The sequence below is a fragment of the Arthrobacter sp. AB6 genome, assembly GCF_031844545.1.
GTDB lineage: Bacteria > Actinomycetota > Actinomycetes > Actinomycetales > Micrococcaceae > Arthrobacter.
Map to the genome: position 1 here is coordinate 261,298 of NZ_JAUZVL010000002.1, position 22,473 is coordinate 283,770.

General features: G+C 66.6%; 19 protein-coding genes and 1 tRNA gene. 12 read left to right on the plus strand and 8 right to left on the minus strand.

What is annotated here, in order from left to right; all coding sequences use genetic code 11:
* Nucleotides 1-124: 124 nt before the first annotated feature.
* Entirely contained in the window at nt 125-583 is a 459-nt protein-coding gene (locus tag Q9R30_RS02640) for a MarR family winged helix-turn-helix transcriptional regulator (RefSeq protein WP_104999763.1), read from the minus strand.
* Between the two features lie 95 nt (nt 584-678).
* Between Q9R30_RS02640 and bcp the strand changes: the two genes are divergently transcribed.
* The 8 genes from bcp to Q9R30_RS02680 all read left to right on the plus strand — a co-directional run bounded on the left by bcp (nt 679) and on the right by Q9R30_RS02680 (nt 10,728).
* Nucleotides 679-1,152: a thioredoxin-dependent thiol peroxidase gene (gene bcp / locus Q9R30_RS02645; RefSeq protein ID WP_311216672.1), complete on the plus strand. Its 474-nt coding sequence runs from the start codon at nt 679-681 to the stop codon at nt 1,150-1,152.
* Between the two features lie 101 nt (nt 1,153-1,253).
* Nucleotides 1,254-1,335 (plus strand) — tRNA-Leu (locus tag Q9R30_RS02650).
* Nucleotides 1,336-1,567: 232 nt separating this feature from the next.
* Nucleotides 1,568-2,242 (plus strand): fasciclin domain-containing protein, encoded by a 675-nt coding sequence (locus Q9R30_RS02655; protein WP_104998323.1) that lies wholly within the window; start codon nt 1,568-1,570, stop codon nt 2,240-2,242.
* Between the two features lie 213 nt (nt 2,243-2,455).
* The gene (locus tag Q9R30_RS02660; RefSeq protein ID WP_311216673.1) at nt 2,456-4,126 is read left to right on the plus strand and encodes an ABC transporter substrate-binding protein; all 1,671 of its coding nucleotides are present in this window, start codon (nt 2,456-2,458) and stop codon (nt 4,124-4,126) included.
* A gap of 79 nt (nt 4,127-4,205) precedes the next feature.
* A complete protein-coding gene (locus Q9R30_RS02665; RefSeq protein ID WP_311216674.1) occupies nt 4,206-5,708 on the plus strand; it encodes a malate:quinone oxidoreductase in 1,503 nt (500 codons plus the stop codon).
* 68 nt (nt 5,709-5,776) lie between these two features.
* Nucleotides 5,777-9,010: an efflux RND transporter permease subunit gene (locus tag Q9R30_RS02670; RefSeq protein WP_311216675.1), complete on the plus strand. Its 3,234-nt coding sequence runs from the start codon at nt 5,777-5,779 to the stop codon at nt 9,008-9,010.
* A 126-nt stretch (nt 9,011-9,136) separates the two neighbouring features.
* The gene (locus Q9R30_RS02675; protein WP_311216676.1) at nt 9,137-10,246 is read left to right on the plus strand and encodes an LLM class flavin-dependent oxidoreductase; all 1,110 of its coding nucleotides are present in this window, start codon (nt 9,137-9,139) and stop codon (nt 10,244-10,246) included.
* On the plus strand, nt 10,246-10,728 hold the full coding sequence (locus tag Q9R30_RS02680; RefSeq protein ID WP_104998327.1) for a MarR family winged helix-turn-helix transcriptional regulator: 483 nt from the start codon (nt 10,246-10,248) through the stop codon (nt 10,726-10,728). The genes Q9R30_RS02675 and Q9R30_RS02680 overlap by 1 nt, the downstream gene beginning before the upstream one ends.
* Here the strand turns inward: Q9R30_RS02680 and Q9R30_RS02685 are convergent.
* Together Q9R30_RS02685 and Q9R30_RS02690 are read right to left on the minus strand one after the other, a co-directional pair.
* On the minus strand, nt 10,725-11,531 hold the full coding sequence (locus Q9R30_RS02685; protein WP_104998328.1) for a transglutaminase family protein: 807 nt from the start codon (nt 11,529-11,531) through the stop codon (nt 10,725-10,727). The genes Q9R30_RS02680 and Q9R30_RS02685 overlap by 4 nt on opposite strands.
* Nucleotides 11,532-11,604: 73 nt before the next feature.
* Nucleotides 11,605-12,405, minus strand: coding sequence for a hypothetical protein (locus Q9R30_RS02690; RefSeq protein ID WP_396136684.1), 801 nt, complete (start codon nt 12,403-12,405; stop codon nt 11,605-11,607).
* A gap of 144 nt (nt 12,406-12,549) precedes the next feature.
* Here Q9R30_RS02690 and Q9R30_RS02695 point away from each other — a divergent pair, with 144 nt between their 5' ends.
* Nucleotides 12,550-13,209, plus strand: coding sequence for a DUF1684 domain-containing protein (locus Q9R30_RS02695; RefSeq protein WP_104998329.1), 660 nt, complete (start codon nt 12,550-12,552; stop codon nt 13,207-13,209).
* Nucleotides 13,210-13,237: 28 nt separating this feature from the next.
* On the opposite strand, the gene Q9R30_RS02700 is transcribed toward Q9R30_RS02695, so the two are convergent.
* Genes Q9R30_RS02700 through Q9R30_RS02720 form a run of 5 tightly spaced genes read right to left on the minus strand, consistent with a single transcriptional unit; the run spans nt 13,238 to nt 19,117 of the window.
* The gene (locus tag Q9R30_RS02700; RefSeq protein ID WP_104998330.1) at nt 13,238-14,392 is read right to left on the minus strand and encodes a cysteine desulfurase family protein; all 1,155 of its coding nucleotides are present in this window, start codon (nt 14,390-14,392) and stop codon (nt 13,238-13,240) included.
* 7 nt (nt 14,393-14,399) lie between these two features.
* Entirely contained in the window at nt 14,400-15,287 is an 888-nt protein-coding gene (gene nadC, locus Q9R30_RS02705) for a carboxylating nicotinate-nucleotide diphosphorylase (protein WP_104998331.1), read from the minus strand.
* Nucleotides 15,280-17,106, minus strand: a complete 1,827-nt coding sequence (nadB, locus tag Q9R30_RS02710) for an L-aspartate oxidase (RefSeq protein ID WP_311216677.1) — start codon at nt 17,104-17,106, stop codon at nt 15,280-15,282. The genes nadC and nadB overlap by 8 nt, the downstream gene beginning before the upstream one ends.
* The gene (gene nadA / locus Q9R30_RS02715; RefSeq protein ID WP_311216678.1) at nt 17,106-18,410 is read right to left on the minus strand and encodes a quinolinate synthase NadA; all 1,305 of its coding nucleotides are present in this window, start codon (nt 18,408-18,410) and stop codon (nt 17,106-17,108) included. The genes nadB and nadA overlap by 1 nt, the downstream gene beginning before the upstream one ends.
* Nucleotides 18,407-19,117: an NrtR DNA-binding winged helix domain-containing protein gene (locus tag Q9R30_RS02720; RefSeq protein ID WP_104998334.1), complete on the minus strand. Its 711-nt coding sequence runs from the start codon at nt 19,115-19,117 to the stop codon at nt 18,407-18,409. The genes nadA and Q9R30_RS02720 overlap by 4 nt, the downstream gene beginning before the upstream one ends.
* A gap of 243 nt (nt 19,118-19,360) precedes the next feature.
* Between Q9R30_RS02720 and Q9R30_RS02725 the strand changes: the two genes are divergently transcribed.
* From Q9R30_RS02725 to Q9R30_RS02735, 3 genes are all read left to right on the plus strand, one after another.
* Nucleotides 19,361-20,779 carry an amino acid permease gene (locus Q9R30_RS02725; protein WP_104998335.1) on the plus strand — a complete coding sequence of 473 codons (1,419 nt, stop codon included), beginning with the start codon at nt 19,361-19,363 and terminating at the stop codon, nt 20,777-20,779.
* Nucleotides 20,780-20,926: 147 nt separating this feature from the next.
* Nucleotides 20,927-21,754, plus strand: a complete 828-nt coding sequence (locus tag Q9R30_RS02730) for an alpha/beta fold hydrolase (RefSeq protein WP_104998336.1) — start codon at nt 20,927-20,929, stop codon at nt 21,752-21,754.
* 20 nt (nt 21,755-21,774) lie between these two features.
* Entirely contained in the window at nt 21,775-22,422 is a 648-nt protein-coding gene (locus Q9R30_RS02735) for a phosphoribosyltransferase (protein WP_104998337.1), read from the plus strand.
* The last annotated feature ends 51 nt before the right edge of the window (nt 22,423-22,473 follow it).

The following is a 22,473-nucleotide window of genomic DNA, read 5'->3' on the forward strand; positions in this document are numbered from 1 at the left end:
GTTTTGTTGTGTCCCCGCTTGTTTTCGGACCCTGGCCACCGCGCAGGCAACAAAAAAGCGTGACGGCGGCCCCGGGAGGCCGCAGTCACGCTTGCTCGCCGGCGATCATTCCGGCGCCACAGTTCTAGGGTGTGTTCTCCACCAGCGCGCCGGTGGCGGTGCTGGGGGTCGTGGCAAACTGGCTGGCGAGTTCGCGTACGACGGCCTGGAGTTCCTGGCGCAGCAGGTCCGGATCAATTGATGCTGACGCCAGCACCGACCGTTCCATCTCCACCGCAGCCTTGACAGCTTCTTTGCCCTGCTCGGTGAGGGACACCACGTGGCTCCTGCGGTCCGACGTGCTGCGGACGCGGACGATGTGGCCGTGGGACTCAAGGCGGCTGAGCGTCTTCCCCATGGTCTGCGCCTGGACACGAACGTATTGGGCAAGCTGCGCCTGGGTCATGGGGCCCTGCGCATCGAGAACCTCGATGGCAATGACGCCCGCATGGGTGAGTCCGATGGCACCAAGTTTTTCGTTCCAGGAGTGTTCAACGAGGCGCGCGGCAGTGGACAAGAGGCGCCCCGTGGGCCAGTGATCCATATCAGGCATGCAGCAAGTATAGCCAAGTGCCGATTAGCACTGGTTCCCTGCCCTTACTAGGCTGGTGTGTCCCGCCCGCGAAAAGGAGAAAAACATTGGCTGACAGACTCGTAACCGGAGACGACGCACCCGGTTTCACACTGAAGGACTCTTCCGGTGCGGACGTCAGTTTGTCCGGGCGCCCCGGCCGCCACACCATCGTGTACTTCTACCCGGCAGCCGCGACACCGGGGTGCACCAAGGAGGCGTGCGACTTCCGCGACAACCTTGCCTCACTCCAGTCGGCCGGCTATGACGTGCTGGGCATCTCCCCCGATCCGGTGGAAAAACTGGCAAAGTTCGCGGCGAAGGAAGAGCTCACTTTTCCCTTGCTCTCGGACGCGGACCATGCGGTTGCTGAGGCCTACGGTGCCTGGGGCGAGAAGAAGAACTACGGCAAGACGTACGAGGGACTGATCCGTTCCACCATCGTGGTGGACCGGGAGGGCAAAGTTGCCCTGGCCCAGTACAACGTCCGGGCCACGGGCCATGTTGCCAAACTGCGGCGGGACCTGAACCTCGACGCCTGACCATGCGGCGCTGAGCCAGGGCCCTGCCGTGGCGGCGCTACAATGGACACTGGCATCCGCCGTCGGGCCCTGCAAAAAGGGAAACGGCGGCAGGAAGCCCTGCGCGAGTGGTGAAATTGGCAGACACGCAGGATTTAGGTTCCTGTGCCTTCGGGCGTGGGGGTTCAAGTCCCCCCTTGCGCACTATGTGGTCCCCCGGCTGTGGCCGGGGGACCATTGCCGTTAAGCAGGCCCGGCAGCTCGTTAGCCGGCCCGCCACAAAAAACTCCTTGGAACACACCCATCCGCGTGCCGTCCCCGGCCGAATACCCAGTGAGACACCAGCCAAGGGCAGGTGCCCACCAGCAAGATTCGAACGACGCCGTAGGCAGCATGTCCGCGGCGGGCAGACGCCACAATCCAAGGGAGAACCGAAATGCAGACCATCAAGCGCACAACCTTCACCGTCGCAGGCGTTGCAGCAGCAGCTCTGCTCAGCCTGACCGCCTGTGGCGGTTCAGCATCGACGTCCGGCTCCTCCGCTCCCGCGGAATCGCCGGCGGCAACGAGCATGGCGCCCTCACCGTCGGCCAGCTCCTCCGCTGCGGCCATGGATCCGGCGGCCAACCTGGTTGGCCCGGGCTGCGCGGGCTACGCCGAAAAGGTGCCGTCGGGCGCAGGTTCCGTTGAGGGCATGGCCCTCGATCCCGTGGCCGTGGCAGCGTCCAACAACCCGATCCTGACAACCCTCACCGCGTCCGTTTCCGGAAAGCTGAACCCCAAGGTTGACCTGGTGGACACGCTGAACGGCGGAGAGTTCACGGTCTTCGCGCCGGTGGATGACGCCTTCGCCAAGATCGATGCCGCCACCATCGAAACCCTGAAGATGGACGACGCCCTCCTGAGCAAGATCCTGACCTACCACGTGGTTCCGGGCCAGATCACTCCGGACAAGATCGCAGGCACCCACGCTACGGTCCAGGGCGGTTCAGTTACTGTCACGGGCAGCGGTGACCAGCTCAAGGTTGATGACGCCAACGTGATCTGCGGCGGCGTCCAGACCAAGAACGCAACGGTCTACCTGATCGACTCGGTGCTGATGCCCAAGTAGCCACAAGGTGCGGGCAGCCGAACGTGCCCGCGTCAACAGCGAAGCCGGGGGCACGTCCGAAAGGATGGCCCCCGGCTTCCCTTGTGTTGCGGCTCCCCGGGCGGATCCGCCGGCGGAACACCCGGCGGCGCCGGGGCCCTGCAGGTGGCGTCTATTAGACTGGGCTTCGGTCCGCACGCGGCGGCGCCGGCAAGATCCAGAGGTGATAAACGAGTGCCCAGCAGTACTTCGCGGCGGACAGTCATCAAGACGGGCGCTGTCCTCCTGGCGCTGGGCGTGACATCCTGCACTGCCGTCCCCGCCCCCTCGCCCTCGTCGGACTCCCCCAGCGCATCCGCGGCCGCCGAGCCCGCCGCCACCTTCAATTTTGGAACTGCTGCCCAGCCCCTGGGCCTGGATCCCGCACTATCCAGCGATGTCGAGTCCCAGCGGATAACCCGCCAGATCCTCGAAGGGCTGGTGGGCGTGGACCAAATCACCGGCAAGCCCACGCCACTGCTCGCCACCGAGTGGACTGAATCGAACGAAGGCCGTTCCTATACCTTCAAGCTCCGGACCGACGTTGTTTTCCAGGACGGGACCCCGTTCAACGCGGAGGCCGTCTGCTTCAACTTCAACCGCTGGTTCGCCTTCTCCGCGGAGCTGAGGCGGCAGGCTCCGGGCGGAGCCTTCAAGGGTGTTTTCAAGGCGCATTCGGACGAGCCGGAGCTCTCCATCTTCAAAAGCTGCACCGCACTCTCAGCGGACACTGTGCGGATTGACCTTACCCAGCGGTTCACCGCCTTCCTCCAGGCCCTCACCCTCCCCGCCTTTGCCATGGCCTCCCCGGCCGCCCTCGCCGCAGGCAGTGCCGACGTCCTTGACCAAAACCGCGGCGGGCAGCCCGTCTCCGTCTTTGGCACCAAGCCGGTGGGGACCGGGCCGTTCAGCCTTTCCTCCTGGGACGAGGGAAGCGTGACGCTGGCCACCAACAAGTCCTACTGGGGCGAACGCGGGCAAATTTCCACCATCAACTTCGTCTCCTACGACCACCCGCAGGCCAGGCTCCAGGCCCTCCTCGACGGCAGGATCGACGCTTACGACGCCGTGACGGTGGGCAACTTCGACCAACTGGTCAAGCGCGGAAAGCAGATCGTCCAGCGTGACCCCTTCTCCGTCATGTACGTGGGCATCAACCAGGACGTCCCCGCGCTCCAGAACCTGAAGGTTCGCCAGGCGATCGAAATGGCGATCGACAAGGAGACCCTGATCCGCCGGTTCTTCATCGACAACACGGCCAAGGCCACGCAGTTCGTGCCGCCCAAGATCAGCGGATTCAACAACGAGGCCCCGGAGTTGGGCCACGACCCCGCCAAGGCCAAGGAATACCTGAAGGCGGGCGGATACGCCGGCGAGGAACTCAAGTTCTACTACCCCCTGAACGTCACCCGCCCCTACCTGCCCACCCCCGAGAAGGTCTACGCAGAGATCAGCCGCCAGCTCACCGCCGTCGGATTCAACATCCAGCCGGTCCCGGTGGAGTGGTCCGACGGCTACCTCCAGAAGGTGCAGTCCCCCGGCGACCACGCGCTCCATCTCCTTGGCTGGAATGGCTCCTACTCCGATGCCGATAACTTCGTGGGCCCCCTCTTCGGAGAGAAGAACGGCGAGTTTGGCTACCACGACCCCCAGGTGTTTTCGAAGATCAACAGGGCGCGCGGGTTGCCGGAAGGGAAGGAAAGGGATGGGCAATATCACACCATCAACGCGCAGATCGCGGCGACCGTCCCCGCTGTGCCCGTCGCCTTCCCGATCTCCGCCCTGGCCCTGTCCGACCGTGTCCTGAGCTATCCGGCGTCGCCGGTCTTAAATGAAGTTTTCACGAAGGTGCAACTAAAGCCTTGACGGAGCGGCCCAATTTCAGTATGCCCGCTGCCCGGGGATATTCTGTGACAGCCAGAGCCGCTGCAATCGGAGACTGATCGTGACCTTCATTTCCAAGACCCCACATGCCGACGTCGTCCTGATTGGCGGCGGCATCATGAGCGCCACGCTGGGGGCTTTCCTCAAGCAGCTGGAGCCGGACTGGACCATCTCCCTGTTCGAACGGCTGGACCAGCCCGGGCTGGAAAGCTCCGGCCCTTGGAACAACGCCGGCACCGGCCACGCAGCCCTCTGCGAGCTCAACTATTCCCCTGCAGCCAAAGACGGCTCAGTGGACCCCTCCAAGGCACTGCAGATCAATGAACAGTTCCAGCTGTCCCGCCAGTTCTGGTCCCATTTGGTGGACCGGAACCTGATCGGCTCGCCCAAGGGCTTCATCAACACCGTGCCGCACATGAGCTTCGTCATCGGCGAGGACCACACCCGCTTCCTGCGGACCCGCTACGAGGCACTCAAGCCACATACCCTCTTCCGGAGCATGGAGTACTCCGAGGACCACGGCCAGATCGCCAAGTGGGCGCCGCTGATCGTGAAGGGGCGCGATCCCAAGCAGCGCATCGCCGCTACCCGCGCCGCCGAGGGCACCGACGTCGACTTCGGGGCACTCACCCGCGAACTGACCACCTACCTCGGGAACAACGGCGTCGAAATCAACTACGGCCATGACGTCACGGGAATCTCCAGGGCGTCCGACGGCGGCTGGAACCTTTCGCTGAAACACCCCAAGTCAGGCGAGCACGGCAAGATCCACGCCAAGTTCGTCTTTGTGGGCGCCGGCGGAGGCGCCCTGCACCTGCTCCAGGCTTCGGGCATCCCGGAAAGCAAGGGCTACGGCGGGTTCCCTGTCTCGGGACAGTTCTTCCGCTGCACGGACGAGGCCATCGCCGCCCAGCACAGTGCCAAGGTCTACGGCCAGGCATCGGTGGGCGCGCCGCCCATGTCGGTGCCTCACCTTGACACCCGGTACGTGGACGGAAAGCGTTCGCTGCTGTTCGGACCGTACGCCGGGTTCTCCACGAACTTCCTGAAGAACGGTTCCTACCTCGATCTTCCGCGGTCCATCAGGCCGGGCAACATCATTCCTATGCTGGCGGTGGCGAAGGACAACATGGACCTCACCGCGTACCTGGTCAAGGAAGTGGCCAAACGCCACGGCGACAAGGTCGAAGCGCTGCGTGAGTACTACCCGGAGGCAAAGGACGGTGACTGGGAACTGATCACCGCCGGCCAGCGTGTACAGATCATTAAGAAGGATCCGCAGAAGGGCGGCATCCTCCAGTTCGGAACTGAAGTGATCGCCGGCCGTGACGGTTCCATCGGTGCGCTCCTGGGCGCGTCCCCCGGAGCCTCCACCGCGGTCCCTATCATGATCGAACTGCTGAAGAAGACCTTCCCGCGCAACTTCAAGGGCTGGCAGTCCAAGCTCAAGGACATGATGCCCGGCTACGGGGTAAAGCTGGACGAGAACCCGGAGCTGGCCGTCGAGCTGGAAAAGGCAACAGCCAAGTCGCTTCAGCTGGAGAGCGTTAACGCCGGCCGCTGACCCTGCCGGGGCCTGCGGCCGGCACGTCCGGTCCGTATCAGTCAGTCAACCCCTCAGGAGACCATGCGATGTTCCGGCTGGCACAACTCTCACTTGCGAACCGGGCCCTGATTGCACTGGTCACAGTCTTCGCGTCCGTTTTCGGCGTGATCACCATGTCGTCGCTGAAGCAGGAACTCATCCCGTCGATCGAGTTCCCGCAGATCACGGTGCTGACCGCCATGCCGGGTGCCTCCCCTGAGGTGGTGGACAAGCAGGTGAGCAGGCCGCTGGAGACTGCCCTGAACGGCGTGGAGGGGCTGGAATCCACCTCCTCCACGTCCCGCAACGGTGTCTCCCAGATCACCATGGTGTTCACGTACGGTTCCAACCTGGACCGGGCGCGGAACCAGATCGACCGGGCCATCTCCAACGCCAAGCGGACCCTGCCCGAGGACGTCCAACCGCAGGCATTCGCCGGCAGCATCAATGATTTCCCCATCGTTTTCCTGGCGGCTTCCTCGGACAAGGGCCTCAGCGAGCTCAACGCCGACCTCCAGCGGCTGAGCGTGCCCCGCCTGCAGAAGATCGACGGCGTCCGGGGCGCCGACGTGACAGGCGGCGCTACCCAGCACATCGAGATCCTTCCCCGCCCCGACGCTATGGCGGCGTCCGGTGCCACCATCGCTTCCATCCGGGATGCCATGGCCAATAACGGCGCGCTGGTCCCGGCCGGAACGCTGGAGGAGCAGGGGAAGACGCTGTCACTGCAGATCGGCAGCCCGGTCGATTCATTGGACGCCATCAAGGCGCTTCCCCTTGCCGGGGCCAGGAACGCCGCCACGATCGGCGCCGTGGCGGACGTTGCCCTCAAGGATGACGAACGGACCTCCATCACCCGGACCAACGGTGCCGAAACGCTTGCCGTGTCCATCACCAAGAAGCCTGAAGGCGACACGGTCGGCATCTCGCACGCGGTCCGGGACACCCTTGACGAACTCGAAGCCGAACTCGGCTCGAACGCCAGGTTCACCCCTGTCTTCGACCAGGCACCGTTCATCGAGAAATCCATCAAGGACCTCACCACGGAGGGCATGCTGGGCCTGGGTTTCGCCGTAGCTGTAATCCTTGTCTTCCTGATGTCCACCCGCTCCACCCTGGTCACGGCGGTCTCCATCCCGCTCTCGCTGCTGATCACCTTTATCGGGTTGTCCGCAACCGGTTATTCCCTGAACATCCTGACGCTCGGCGCGCTCACCATCGCCATCGGCCGGGTGGTGGACGACTCCATTGTGGTCATTGAAAACATCAAGCGGCACCTGAGCTACGGCGAAGACAAGGTCACCGCCATCCTGACCGCCATCAGGGAGGTGGCGGGGGCCATTACCGCATCCACGCTCACCACCGTGGCAGTCTTCCTCCCCATTGCCTTCGTCGGTGAGCTCGCGGGCGAGCTGTTCAGGCCGTTTGCCCTCACGGTCACCATGGCGCTGCTCGCATCCCTGCTGGTTTCGCTGACCATCGTCCCGGTGCTGGCGTACTGGTTCCTGAAGAACACCGGCGCCGCGCCAGGTGCGGCCGCGGCAGGTTCAGCGGCTGCCCGCCGCAATGCGGACGAGGCGCGGAAAAAGGCGCTGGAGGCGGAACAGCGGAGCCGGCTCCAGCGCGGGTACCTCCCGGTCCTCACCAAGACCCAGAAGCATCCGGTGGTCACGCTTGTTGCCGCCGTCCTGGTGCTGGGCGCAACGGCGGCCATGGCACCCCTGCTGGCCACGAACCTCCTGGGAAACTCGGGCCAGAACAGCCTCACGGTCCGCCAGGTGCTGCCCGCCGGAACCAGTTTGGCGGACACCAGCGCGGCGGCAATCCGGCTGGAAGAAGTCCTTCGTGGCATCGACGGCGTGAAGGACGTCCAGGTGACGTCCGGCAACGCTCAGGCCGGGTTTGCCGCGCTCACCTCCACCGGGTCCTCGAACTCCACGTTTACGGTGGTCACGGAAGAGACGGCGAACCAGGCGCGGCTACAGGAGACGGTGCGGAACGAACTGGCGAAGGTCCCCGATTCCGGGAAGGTCTCGGTGGGCACCCAACAGGGCGGCTTCGGCACCTCGTCCACGGTGGACATCACGCTCAAGGCCGCCAGCACCGCCGACCTCCGCGAGGCCAGCGACACCATGGTTTCAGCGATGACCGGCGTACCGGGCACCAGCGAGGTGGCTACCAACCTCGCGGCAAGCCAGCCGGTTGTCCAGGTCAAGGTGGACAGGGCGAAAACCGTCGCCGCCGGGCTCAACGAGGAACAGGTGGCGGGCGTGCTCGCGTCCACCATCAGCCCCATCCCCGCCGGAACCGTCCGGATCGACACGGATGACTTCCCGGTCCGGATCGGGAAAGGCACCAGGTTCACCAGCATCGACGCCGTCCGGCAAATCCCCCTGCCGGCCGCCGGCGGCCCTGTCACGCTCGGCACCATCGCCGCGGTTGAGCAGGTGGAGGTGCCGGTATCCATTACCGCCAGCAACGGCCAGCGCACAGCGCGGATCTCGGTGACGCCGTCGGGCTCCAACCTGGGCGCTGTCAACGCGGAGGTCCAGAAACGGCTCGGAGAAGTCCAGCTGCCGGCGGGTGTCACTGCCGAAATCGGCGGTGCCACCACCCAACAGCAGGAGTCCTTCCAGCAGCTCGTGCTCGCCCTGCTGGCGGCAATTGCCATCGTCTACGTCATCATGGTGGCCACCTTCAAGTCGCTCATCCAGCCGCTGATCCTGCTGGTCTCGGTGCCGTTTGCGGCCACCGGTGCCGTTGCACTGCTGCTGGTGACGGGGGTGCCGCTGGGACTGCCTTCGTTGATCGGCATGCTCATGCTGGTGGGCATTGTGGTCACTAACGCGATCGTGCTCATCGACCTCATCAACCAGTACCGGCAACCGCGCGACGGACGGCCGGGCATGAACGTCGCGGACGCGATCACGCACGGGTCACGCCAGCGCCTGCGTCCCATCCTGATGACCGCACTCGCAACCGTGTTCGCCCTCACCCCCATGGCACTGGGCCTCACGGGCGGCGGCGGCTTTATCTCGCAGCCCCTGGCCGTGGTGGTCATCGGGGGACTCATCTCCTCCACGGCGCTGACCCTGGTCCTGGTGCCTGTCCTGTACAGGCTGGTGGAGGGCCGCCGCGAGAGGCAGGCGCTGCTCCGGGAGCTGCAGGCGCGGCCGGAATTCGGCCCCGGGGCTGACGTCGATGAGGAGTTCAGGGACTGGACCACGGGCATGGTGCCAAGAACCAGCGGCAGGCGCGCTGCGCCCGGCAGCCCCGAATAGGCAGCGCCGAAGGCAGGCCCGGAATATTTTCCCGCCGGACGCGTTGTATCCGTCGATAGATGCAAATGCATCTACATCGGACTACACTGGGAGCAAGCCAGCAGTCCAGGAACGGAAAGGCACATCATGCAAATCGGTGTTTTCAGCGTCAGCGACATCACCACGGACCCCACCACAGGCCGGACCCCCACCGAGAACGAACGGATCAAAGCGTCCGTGGCCATCGCAAAAAAGGTGGAGGAAATCGGAATGGATGTCTACGCCCTGGGCGAGCACCATAACCGGCCGTTCTTCTCCTCATCCCCTACCACCACCCTTGCCTACATCGCCGCCCAGACGGAGCGGATCACGCTGTCCACGGCTACCACGCTGATCACCACGAATGATCCGGTCAAGATCGCCGAAGACTTCGCAATGCTCCAGCACCTGGCTGACGGCCGGGTGGACCTGGTCCTGGGCCGCGGCAACACGGCGCCGGTGTACCCGTGGTTCGGCAAGAACATCCAGGATGGCGTGGAGCTGGCCATCGAGAACTACAGCCTGCTGCGCAAGCTCTGGGACGAGGACACGGTGAACTGGTCCGGCAAGTTCCGGACCCCGCTGCAGAACTTCACGTCCACGCCACGGCCGCTCGACGGCGTCGCCCCATTCGTGTGGCACGGTTCCATCCGTACTCCGCAGATCGCGGAAGTCGCGGCCTACTTCGGGGACGGCTTCTTCGCCAACAACATCTTCTGGCCCAAGGAGCACTACCAGCAGCTGATCGGCCTCTACCGGGAGCGCTACGAGCACTACGGTCACGGCAAAGCGGACCAGGCGATCGTGGGCCTGGGCGGACAGTTCTTCATGCGGAAGAACTCCCAGGACGCCGTCAAGGAGTTCCGCCCCTACTTCGACAATGCCCCCGTGTACGGGCACGGCCCGTCCCTCGAGGACTTCACCTCCCAGACGCCGCTGACCGTCGGCAGCCCGCAGGAGGTCATCGAAAAGACGCTGACTTTCCGGGAGTACTTCGGCGACTACCAGCGGCAACTGTTCCTGATCGACCACGCCGGCCTGCCACTGAAGACGGTGCTGGAGCAGCTGGACCTGTTCGGCGAGGAAGTCCTGCCTGTCCTGCGCAAGGAGTACGCCGCCCGCAAGCCCGCGCACGTCCCTGAGGCGCCCACGCACGCCGGCCGGGTTGCCGCGCTGCTGGCAGCGCAGGACGCCGAGAAGTCCGCTGCGGAGGCGTGATGGCCGGCAAGAGCCCTGAATCGCCGGTCCGCCTCGCAGCAGAGACCTGGGAGTCGCTCTTCCGGGCCCAGGTGGCGGTGATGCGCAAGCTGCAGTCCGGGCCTGCGTTCCGGAAGCTCGCGGTGAACGAGTACGACGTCCTGTTCACGCTGTCCCGGTGCCCGTCCGGCTGGCTGCGGCTCAACGAGCTCAACGACAACGTCCTGCTGAGCCAGTCCAGCCTGAGCCGGCTGGTGGAGCGGCTGGAGAAGCGCGGGCTCGTGGCCAGGATGCCGGCACCAGAGGATGGCCGCGGCGTGCTTTTGAAGCTGACTGACGAGGGGCGGGAGCTTCAGAAGGAGATCGGGCGCGAGCATGTGCGCGATATCTCCGCCGTCCTGGGTCCGGCCCTGACACCGGCTGAGCAGAAGGAACTGACCAGGCTCACCACCAAGCTCAGGAGCTCCCTGGGGCCGCGGCCGCCCCGGCAGGAACCCGGCTAGCCCAGCGCCACCAGGCGGGCGGGATCCTCAACCGGGAGGTCTCCGTTGACCACGGCTGTCACCTGCATCTGGTTCAGCGTCAGGCTTCCGCCCACCGTTGAGAGGAACGCCGTGTCGGCCGAGTCCCTGCCCGCAGTGATCCGAAGCATCGACTCCCGCGGGGCCAGCCCGGTGGGATCGATGACGTGCCACGCGCCTTCCACGTATGCTTCGGCCACGGCGTGGAAGTCCATGGGGCTCAGGCCGGGGGCGTACACCGCCGCCAGGCGGGCCGGGATGTCCTTGGACCTCAGCAGTGCAATGGCCAGGTGCGCGAAGTCGCGGCACACCCCACGGCGGCTGAGGAGTGTCTCCACCGCACCGTCCGTGCCGCGGGAAGAGCCGCTCATGTACCGGAGTTCCCCGTTCACCCAGTTCCGGACCGCGAGCAGCAGTTCGCCTCCGCAGAGTCCTTCGAACTCGGCGTACGCGGTGGGCAACAGGCGGTCGGACTCCGCGTAGCGGCTGGGCCGGACGTAGCGGATCCGGTCGGCCAGCCCGGCTTCCTCGGGCAGTGCCTTCCCCGCCACAGTCGCGGAGTATTCCACGGTCACCTCGGCAGGGTCAGTGAACTCCATGTAGTGCAGCCTGCCGCCGTGATGGTCCGGCACCTCGGATACGGGAACCTGCCGGCCGTCGGCTGTGATGGACAGGCTCTCCCCAAAGGAGGAATAGCCGTCGTTCCTCGCCGCGGCGACGGCCATGGCCACCTTGGTGTTGGCGGTGGTCCTGAAAACCAGGCGTGCGGAAACAATGCGTTCCATGACTCTCCGGGGGTGTCGGCAGTGGAAGGAAGTCGCCGGTTGTCGCGGCCGTTGATGTGGGCCGGGAACGGGACTAGTTCTTGATCTCCAGAGACATTAGCATCCGCTGGACGTTGGCGAAGTCGCTGCTTTCACCGACGTACTGTGCGGCCTGGCCAAGAGTGTCGAATGCCTTGGCGGGCGCCACTTTTTCATCAGGCGCGAACGCCCTGACGGCTACGATGTCACCGAAGGAGTAGTCCCCCTTGCCGGCCGGGCCCCGGATGACGTTGCGCAGCTCGCAGGCCTGGCCGTCCGCCCCGCCCACAAGGTTCGTGACCCCATAGGAGCCGAAGTACCGGTACCCCTGGATCACCCTGAACACAACCCTTGGCGGAATGGTCCCTTCCCCGCCTTCGGTTTTCAGTTCCGCAGGCACGCTGCTGATCACGGTGTAGGGTCGCCGGGCGTCTTGAGGACAGTCAGCGGACGACGGCGGGAGTCCCGTCCGCAGCGCTGCCATGAAGGTGCCGTCGGGCTTCTTCACCTCCACCTTCAAGGCGCCGGGCAGGGCACCCTCCTCCGGGGCCACCGACTGCGCTATCCACTCCTGCGGCAGCTCGAAACTCACGGTCTTTGCAGGGTCCGAGAAGGTTTTCCAGGCCGAAGCCGTGGCAACGGGCACGGCCGTAGCGGTCTCCGTGGCGCCGGGCGTGGCGCCTGCGGAGGCCGAAGCTGATGCCGGCGCAGTGGCGGCGGCCGTGGTGCCCGGCCCATCGGGCTGCGCTGTCCATCCCGGCCCGCTGTTCGACGGTGTGGAGCATCCTGCCAGGAGCGCCCCGGCCAGGAGCACGGATACGCCCGACAGGGCCCTCGATCTTGCCATGCCTTCCATGCAGCCAGCCTAACGGGACGCGGCACCGTCGGGTCCCTTCCCCCGACGGCGTTTCGGCCTGCGCCGTTGTGCGGAGGCCGCATGGCACGGAGGCGTGTCGCCGTCGGACGCGCAACTCCGGCGCCGGGGACTAGGCTGGTGCTTATGGAAGCCCACCACGGCACGGCCGAAGAAGATTTGGCGGACATTTCCGCCGTCGACATCGCCGACTGGCGGCTCCGGACCTTTGCCCTGTATGCCAATGTCCGCAAAGTCTCGGCCGAGAGTCCGGCGGAAGCGCACCTGTATTGGCGCCACCAGCGGGACCTCATGTTCGCCACCCACCCTGCCTCCCCCCTGACTGCGGAGGACAAGGCAAGCTTCGCGGGCCTGAAGACGGCCGACTATGATCCGATCTTCCGTTTCCACGTCCCGCTGACCAAGGAAGGTGCCGGGCGGGAAATGCGCGTGCAAACCGGGACCGACGGCGTGGTGAACTTCGTCAGGCTGGGCACGTTCGACCTTCCCGAGATGGGGCAGCTCGCTGTGTGGAAGCTGCGCGGCTATGGCGGCGGCATCTTCGTGCCCTTCCGCGACGCGACCGCAGGCCAGCCCGGCGGAAGCTACGGGGCAGGCCGCTACCTGCTGGACACCATCAAGGGAGCCTTCCACGGCGTCCATGGGACAGGGCCGGATGCCCCCTTTGTCCTGGACTTCAACTTTGCCTACAACCCGTCCTGCGCCTATAACGAGGCCTGGGCGTGCCCGCTGGCGGGCCCCTCAAACCGGCTGGCCGTGGATATCCCCGTCGGAGAGCTCTACTAGCAGGTTGTACCGGGGGTCTCCGTAGCGGCTAGGAGCCGAGGGCCCTAACGCTTGCCACTGCCTGCCGGACAGCTTTGGCAGCAACCGCCAGGTCTTCCCCCGCCACCGCTGCGCCGAAGCTGAACCGGACCGCCGTCTGGGCCACCTCGGCGTCGAATCCCATGGCCGCCAGGACCGGCGACGGCGCATCGGATCCGGCCGCGCAGGCGGATCCGCTCGAGCACACGATCCCTTGGCGCTCCAGTTCCAGGAGCACGGATTCGCCGCTGGTTCCGGGGAAGCAGAACGATGCCACCGAAGGCAGCCGCTCTGCGGGGTGTCCGGTCAGCACCGCCCCCGGGACCCCCGTGAGCACCGCGTCAATAAAGCTGTCCCGCAGGGCCTCCACCCGCCGTCGTTCTTCCTCCTGGCCTGCCTGGGCAAGTGCCAGTGCGGCGGCCAGCCCCACGGCCCCTGCCACGTTCTCCGTCCCCGAGCGGCGGCCGCGTTCCTGCCCGCCGCCGTGGATCAGCGGCTCGATCCTGGTGCGGCCGCGGACGAAGAGCACCCCGCAGCCCTTGGGTGCCCCCAGCTTGTGGCCCGAAAGGCTCATCGCGTCAACGCCCAGCGCCCGGATGTCCAGGGGCAGCCACCCCGCCGCCTGGACCGCATCCGTATGGAAGGGAACCCCGTGGCTGCGTGCTGCGGCGGCCAGTTCGGCGACCGGCTGGACCGTCCCCACTTCATTGTTGGCGTACATGATGCTGACCAGCGCCGTTTCCGGTCGCAGCACTGCGAGGAGCGCCTCCGGAGTGACCCGCCCGGTCCTGTCCACCGGCACCACGTCAACCTCGAAGGCGTGGAAACGTTCCAGGTACCGTGCGGACTCCTCCACGGCCGGATGTTCGACGCTGCTGATCACCACCCGGTTCAGCGTGGGGTCGGCTGCCTGCCGCGCGAGGGCAATGCCTTTGACAGCCAGGTTGTCGGCTTCGGTGCCGCCGGAGGTGAAGGTGACTTCACCGGGCCGGCAGCCCAGGACCGATGCCACTGAGGCCCTCGCATCCGCGAGCGCCCTGGCAGCGGACTCTCCCAGGGTGTGGTGGCTGGAGGGGTTTCCGAAGTCGCCGGTCAGGTAGGGCCACATGGCGTCCAGCACCTCGCGGCGGACCGGGGTGGTGGCGGCAGCATCGAGGAAAATCATGGCGTTTTCACCCGGCTGTCAGTTCCACGTCCAGGCCGAGGTCCAGTGCGGCCACCGTGTGGGTGAGCGCGCCCACGGAGATGACGTCCACCCCCGTGGCGGCGATTCCCGCGACGGTAGTGAGGTTGACGTTGCCGCTGGCCTCCACCCGTGCCCGCCCTGCAACCAGGGCAACGCCGGCGCGCAGCTCCTCCACGGTGAAGTTGTCCAGCATGATGGTGTCCACGCCCGCAGCCAGGACAGGTTCGATCTGGTCCATCCGGTCCACCTCGACCTCGAAGTGCGTGGTGTGCCCCAGCTGCGCCTTGGCGGCCAGGAGCAGTCCGGTAAGCCTGGCGGGGTCCCCTCCGGTCATGACGGCCAGGTGGTTGTCCTTGGCGAGAACCGCGTCCGACAGGCTGTACCGGTGGTTAGCGCCTCCCCCGCACCGTACGGCGAAGCGCTCCAGGATCCGCAGTCCGGGGGTGGTCTTGCGGGTGTCGGTAATGCGGGCCGGCGTCCCTTCGGTGCGCTCAACGAATTCCGCGGTCCGGGTGGCGATCGCGGACATCCGCTGGACCAGGTTGAGGGCCACGCGTTCGGCGAGCAGTACCGAGCGGGCCCGTCCGCTGACCCGTGCAAGGTGCGTGCCGGCGTCGAACCTGTCTCCGTCCCCCAGCAGCAGTTCCACGTCCGTGTCCGGGTCCACCAGCAGCATGGCGTCGCGGAACACGGTGGCGCCGCTGAAGACGCCGGCCACGCGGGCGTTCAGCACGGCGGTGGCGCGGGCTTCGGCGGGGATGAGCAGCTGGGAGGTGATGTCCCCCGCCGGAGCGTCTTCGGCGAAGGCGCGCTCCAGGATCTCCCGCACCGGCGCCGACGGCAGCGCCAGGTCAAGAAGGGTTGTTTCAGTCATGGAGGACGCTCACTTTCGGGCGGTTCGGGTACGTAGGGTCGAATTCTTCCCTGATGCCGGAGGCGTCCTCCGGGCAATCGCTGCGGTAATGGGCGCCCAGGGACTCTCGACGTTGTTGGGCCGCAGCCACCAGGAGCTGCGCCGCGAGCAGCAGGTTCCGGTCCTCGTGCAGGCATGCGTCGGCGCCAGGGGCAACAGTGCCGGGACGAACGACGGCGGCCCACCGCCCCAGCGTGTCCCCCGCCTCCCGCAGCAGTTCCCCGGAGCGAAGCACCCCCGCCTTGGCAGTCATCATCCGCCGAAGGGCATCGCGCGAGAACTGCGCACTCCCCCCACCTCCCCGACCGTCGCTGGCCAGCCGGCTCCCAACCGGAGCACCTGATGCGGCCGGCTCGCCCACTAAAGCAGCAGGGAAGGGGACGTGCGGCGGTTCCGGAGGTCCCGAAAGCGCCGTTGTCGCGCGAACGTCCGCACCGGCCGCCGAGCTTGCGAGGCGGTTGCCGGTGCGAGGCGGGAGCGCAGGCGCCGAGGGACCTGCGGGGCTGCCCTCCAGGAAGTGCTCAACAGCGCGCCGGCCGAAGACCAGTCCTTCAAGGAGGGAGTTGCTGGCCAGCCGGTTTGCCCCGTGGACCCCGGTGCGCGCAACTTCCCCGGCGGCATACAGCCCGGGAACGGTTGTCCTGGCGTGGAGGTCGGTGAGGACTCCGCCCATCCAGTAGTGGGCCGCGGGCGCCACCGGAACCAGTTCGCGGGTCCAGTCGATGCCGGCGTCGAGGGTTCTCTGCGTGAGGGTGGGGAACCGCCTCGCCAGGAATCCGGGACCCTTGGTTTGCTCAATGATGCGTGCGTCGAGGTAGACGTGGCCGTTGGGGTCGCCGAGCTTGGCAAGGTGCAGGGCAATGCTGCGGGAGACCACGTCGCGGGGGGCGAGTTCTGCCCCGGGATGGTAGGCCCGCATGAACCGCTTCCCGTTACCATCGACGAGGATGGCTCCTTCGCCGCGGACGGCTTCGGAGATGAGGAGCGGATCCTGGTCCAGCCCGCGTGCGGTGCCCGGGTCCGGGGTGCCGGCGCCGGGCACCAGGCAGGTGGGGTGGAACTGGAAGAATTCCAGGTCGGCCACTGCTGCCCCGCTGCGGACGGCGAGCGCAAGGCCGTCGGCGGTGGCCACCGCGGGGTTGGTGGTCTGGGCAAACAACTGGCCTGCTCCGCCGGTGGCGAGCAGCACAGCGTCCCCGTGCAGTGTGAGTGTCCGGCCGTCCTGCAGGAACTCGACGCCGTTGACGCGACCGTCCGTCTGCCGGAGGGCTGTGGCGTTGGCGCCGGTATGAAGTGCCACGGAACCGTCTGCCTGCCGGGCCAGTGCTGCACGGATCAGGGCCGCGGCCACCTTCGCGCCTGTGGCGTCGCCGCCTGCGTGAAGGATCCGCGGGGCGGAATGGGCGGCTTCCAGCCCCAACGCCGGGCCGCCGTCTGCACCGGGATCAAAGACCACGCCGAACCGTTCCAGCCCGGCAATGTCCCTGCGGGCCTCCGTGCACATGAGCCGGACTGCCTCTTCGTTGCAGTGTCCCGCACCTGCCTGCAGGGTGTCGGCAATGTGGGCCGCAACGGTGTCCCCGGGGGCGGGCTCGTCCAGCACGGCTGAGATGCCGCCCTGGGCGTACCAGGTGTTGCTCTCGCAAAGCGGGCCCTTGCTCAGGAGCACCACGTCGGCCCCGGCGTCCGCCGCCAGGAGTGCGGCGTAAAGTCCGGCAATACCGCTGCCGACGACGATCAGCCGCCGGCGCGTGCCGGGCTCAGTGGACGGGGTGGACATTATGGCCTGGCGGCGAGCATGCGCTCGAGGGCGGTCCGTGCGCGGTCCTGGACGGAGTCCGCCACCGTGATCCGGTTGACGATCCGCCCGGCCACCAGTTCCTCCAGCACCCAGGCAAGGTAGCCCGGGTGGATGCGGTACATGGTGGAGCAGGGGCAGATCACGGGATCCAGGCAGAAGATGGTGTGCTGCGGGTATTCCGCGGCGAGGCGGTTCACCATGTTGATCTCGGTGCCGATGGCAAAGGTGGTGGGCTCCGTGGCCGCGGCGATTGCCTTCTTGATGAAGTCGGTGGAGCCGGCCGAATCGGCAGCATCCACCACCTCCATGGGGCATTCGGGGTGCACGATCACCTGGACGCCCGGGAAATCGGCGCGGGCTTTCTCGATCTGGGCCACGCTGAAGCGCTTGTGCACCGAGCAGAACCCGTGCCACAGGATGACGCGGGAATCGAGCAGCGCCTGCTCATCGTTGCCGCCCAGGTCCTTGCGCGGATTCCACATGGGCATCTGCTCCATTGGCACGCCCAGGGCCTTGGCGGTGTTGCGGCCCAGGTGCTGGTCCGGGAAGAACAGCACCCGCCGGGCGCGCTGGAACGCCCACTCAAGGACCGTCCTGGCGTTGGAGGAGGTGCAGACGATGCCGCCGTGCTCGCCGCAGAAAGCCTTAAGGGCAGCGGAGGAATTCATGTAGGTGACGGGGATGACCGGTACCCGGCCCTCGGCGTCGGGCTCCGTGCCGTAAATCTCCTCAAGCTGCTCCCAGCACTCAGCCACGGAGTCGGCGTCGGCCATGTCCGCCATGGAGCAGCCGGCCGCCAGGTTGGGCAGGATGACGGCCTGCTCGGGGGCTGAGAGGATGTCAGCGGTTTCGGCCATGAAGTGCACACCGCAGAAAACGATCGCCTCTGCATCAGGACGGGTGAGTGCGGCGTTGGCCAACTGGAAGGAGTCGCCCACGAAGTCGGCGTACTGGATCACTTCATCGCGCTGGTAGAAATGCCCCAGGATGACGGCCCTGTCCCCCAGCGCGGCCTTCGCAGCCAGGATCCTTTCGCCCAGCTCGGCGTCGCTGGCCAGTTTGTACTCCTCGGGCAGCTGGCCCTGGCGGGGAGTGGCGGCGGGAGCCACGTCCGCGCTGGAGGCACCCGGGCCGTAGGCGGGAACGCCGGCGAGCGCCTCGGCACGGTCGTAGTCCCAGGGGCCTTTGGCCAGGGCGGGGCTGCAGGTGCTGCCCTTTGCGGTGGCGCCGTTTTCGGCCTGTTCGCGCGTGATCAGCTGGATTGCCGTGTTGACGCTGCTCATGGTGTGCTCCTGTTGTCTGGGTCAAGGCCGGGCCGGCCGGTAAAGCGGTAGAGGCGCGGGGGGCGGTGCTTGCCGCCCTGGAGGTATTCGCCGGTTTCTTCTATTTCGGGGGTGGACTTGAGCTGCCTGCGGAAGTTCGCCGGATCCAACTCGCGGTCCAGGACGGCTTCATAAACCTCCCGCACCTGGGCCAGGGTGAAGTATTCCCCCAGCAGGTGGTAGGCCACGGAGCCGTAGGCCAACTTGTTGCGGAGCCGCCACAGCGCGTAGTCCACGATCGCGTTGTGGTCAAAGGCGAGCTCACCAAGCCTGTCCGCACGGAACCACCGGACATTCTCGGACTCATCCGCGAGGGCGGCTTCGGTCGGCTGGACCAGGGCCCAGTAGACGATCGAAACCACCCGCTGCGTGGGTGAGCGGTGCAGACCGCCGAACGCGTACAACTGCTCCAGGTAGCTGGGGGCAAGTCCCGTTGTCTCCCTCAGGTTCCTGGATGCCGCATCCTGGAGCGACTCCGCGTGGCTCAGCGGACCGCCCGGCAGCGCCCACAGCCCTTTGAAGGGTTCCCGGATCCTCCGCACCAGGGGCAGCCAGAGCGTAGGGCGCCCGGATTTTTCACTGGGGCGGAGCGCGAAGATGACCGTGGAGATGGCCAGCGACGGCGGCGCGGCCTGGCGTTCCGAGACATTGGCTGAGCTGGAGTACATGGTGCACCGCCTTCCGGTGGGCCAGGGGCTTGGCGCCGGAGAGGCACCCGCCTGAGTTATGGTCACTTTGACCAAAACTAATTCTACGGGTTGGCGCCCCCTAAATGCCAAATATTTCTGAGGGGGGCCGTCCCGGGGTCTCCTGCCGCCGGCGGGCACCAAATTCCGCTGCGGGACCGTAGACGGTAAATTCAAGGGGTCCCACAAGGCCCCACCATCCAAACCCCAAGAAGGTTCACGGCAATGACGACGAAGTCCACCACGGTCCGACCCACCGGAAAGCCCGTCCGTCCTCCCCACAGCATGAAGCCCCGGCAGCTGACCATGATGGGGCTCGGCAGCGCCATCGGCGCCGGCCTGTTCCTGGGCTCCGGCGCGGGAGTGCAGGCAGCCGGCCCTGCCGTCCTCATTTCCTACCTGGTGGCCGGCACCCTGATCATCCTGGTCATGTGGGCCCTGGGCGAAATGGCCGCCGCGAACCCCAACAGCGGCGCCTTCTCCGTTTACGCTGAGCGCGCCCTGGGGAAGACGGCCGGCGCCACCATCGGCTGGCTCTGGTGGCTCCAGCTGGTGGTGGTGATCGCCGCCGAAGCGCTGGGGGCCGCTGCACTCCTCTTCTCCGTGTGGCCGGTCATTCCGGTGTGGGCGCTGGCGCTGGTGTTCATGGTGGTTTTCACCGGCATCAACCTCGCGGGGGTCCGGAACTTCGGCGAGTTCGAGTTCTGGTTCGCCATCCTCAAAGTTGCCGCGATAGTGCTGTTCCTGGCGGTGGGCGCCGCCCTGCTCCTGGGCCTCCTGCCCGCCACGTCACCCGGGCTGTCCAATGTCACCGGCAACTTTGCGCCACAGGGCCTGGGCGGCATTGCGTCCGCACTCTTCGTGGTCATCTTCGCGTTCGGCGGAACGGAGATTGTGTCCGTTGCCGCGGCGGAGACGGAGGATCCGGAGCGGAGCGTGGCCAAGGCCATCCGCACTGTTGTCTGGCGCATCCTGGTGTTCTATATCGGCTCTGTGTTCGTCATCGCCGCCGTCCTTCCGGCCACCTCGGAAAGCCTCGCCTCACCGTTTGCCGGGGTGCTGGACGCGGCCCGCATCCCCGGCGCCGGAACGGCGATCACCCTGGTGGCCGTCGTCGCACTCCTCTCCGCACTGAATGCCAACCTCTACGGGGCGTCGCGGATGGCCTACTCCCTCGCCCAGCGCTCCGCAGCGCCCCGCGTCCTCACCCGCCTGGGCGGCGCCAACGTCCCCATGCTCGCGGTGGGGGTGTCGGTGGCCTTCGGATTCATCGCCACGGTCCTGGAACTGCTGTTCCCGGAACGGATCCTTCCGGCCCTGTTCCAGCTGGTGGGCTCCACCTGCCTGGTGGTCTGGGGAAGCGCCCTCGTCTCCCAGCTGATCCTGCGGCGGCGGGCGGACCGGGCAGGAATTCCGCTGCCCCTGCGGATGAAGGGTTTCCCCGGCCTGACCATCCTGGGACTTGTCCTGCTGGCCCTCATTTTCGCTGTGGGGTTCAGTGCGGAAGAGAGCCGCCTCCAGCTCTTCAGCACCTTTGCCCTTATCGCCGGGATTGCCCTGGCCTGTGCGGCGGGCGGCCGGCTCACTGCCCGGACCCGCCGGCCCAGGGTAGGTGGCGCCAACAGTCGTTTTGACGGCTTATAAGCACACATTGCGCTACCCGGATTGACGCCGGGGCTGGAGCTGGCCAAGGGAAATAGCCGGGCGGCCGGCAGGTAGAGTAAAAATAAAAGCACGAGGTTCCGAAGCGCCGGGTCCGCCTGGGCGCCGTACTTGATGAGGACTGACACCATGAGCGGCAGGCACACCGGCCAACAGCACACGCACACCGTGGAAGGCACGGACCCGCAGCTCTACGTGGCGGTGCATGATCCCGCGGTTGATGCCGGGTTCCGCCCGGTCCTGCTGGTGCACGGGTTCTCCTCCTCCAGCAAGCTCAACTGGGAGGACACCGGATGGGTGGCCGCGCTGCTGGACGCCGGCCGGCGGGTCATCACGGTGGACCTGCCCGGCCACGGCCGCAGCGGCGCCCCGGAGGACCGGGACTCCTACTCCCCCAGCAGGATCCGCGCGGACCTGCTGCAAACAGCGTTCGACGCCGGCGTGCGGCCATTGCAGGAAGGCGACCCTTCCAGCGGCCTTGACATCGTGGGCTACTCCCTGGGCTCCAGGCTCGCCTGGGAATTCGGCGCCACCCAGCCGGAAATCACCCACCGCCTTGTCCTTGGCGGCCCCAACATTTCCGATCCGCTGGCCGAGTTCGACCTTCGGGCCGCGCAGGACTACCTCGCCGACGGCACCCCCATCGCCGACGAATCCACGGCCCGGCTGCTCAAGATGGCACTCCTGCTGCCCAGCAACAACATCTTCGCGCTCCTCTCGCTGGTGGAGGCCATCAAAGCAGAGCCGTACGACCCCGCAGAGGCAGTTCCCCACATGCCGATGCTCCTGGTGGCGGGGGAAAAGGATGAACGGGTCGCCAGCCTGCCGCAGCTTGAAGAACTGGCGCGGAAGGCCGGTTCCATGGCGGAGCAGCTTATTCTGCCCGGCAGGAACCACACGAATGCCGTGACGAGCAGGGCCTTCAAGCAGGCTGCCATATCCTTCCTGGCCGTCTAGCCTTTCTCCCGGAGGGACTGATGCGCACGTTCTTCGAAGACCGTACGGACGCCGGTGAACGCCTTGCGGCCATCCTTCCGCAGTTCCGGGAGCGGCGCGACACCCTTGTGCTTGGCTTGGCCCGCGGGGGAATCCCCGTGGCAGCGGCGGTGGCAAAGGCCCTCCACCTTCCCCTCGGAACCGTCCTGGTCCGGAAGCTCGGAATTCCCGGCCATGAAGAAACCGCCTACGGCGCCCTGGCGTGGCTCCATGGCCGGACAGTCCGGCTGGTCAACAAGCCCCTGCTGGACCGCGTCCTTGAACACGGTGTCCGCCAGGAATGGCTCGACGCCGTAGAGCAGCGGGAGCGGTCTGAGCTGCTCCGCCGCGTGGAGCTCTATCCGGGTGCGGACCTCGACCTCGCCGGAAGGACCGTCCTCCTGGTGGACGACGGCCTGGCGACGGGAGCCACCATGCGTGCAGCAGTCGAGGCAGTGCGCGACGGCGGTGCGGCAGCCGTTGTGGCGGCCGCTCCGGTTGGCTCCGTCGAGGCAGAGGCCTCCGTGGAGCGCGCATGTGACGCCGTGCTGTGCCTGCACCTGCCCGGAAAGTTCCGCGCGGTGGGCAGTTTCTACCGGCGCTTTGAGCAACTGTCGGACGATGATGCGATCAGCCTGCTGCAGCGGTAGGGAGCCCCGCAGCAATGCTTTGCGGGACGGCAAGGCGGGCCGGGCCATGAT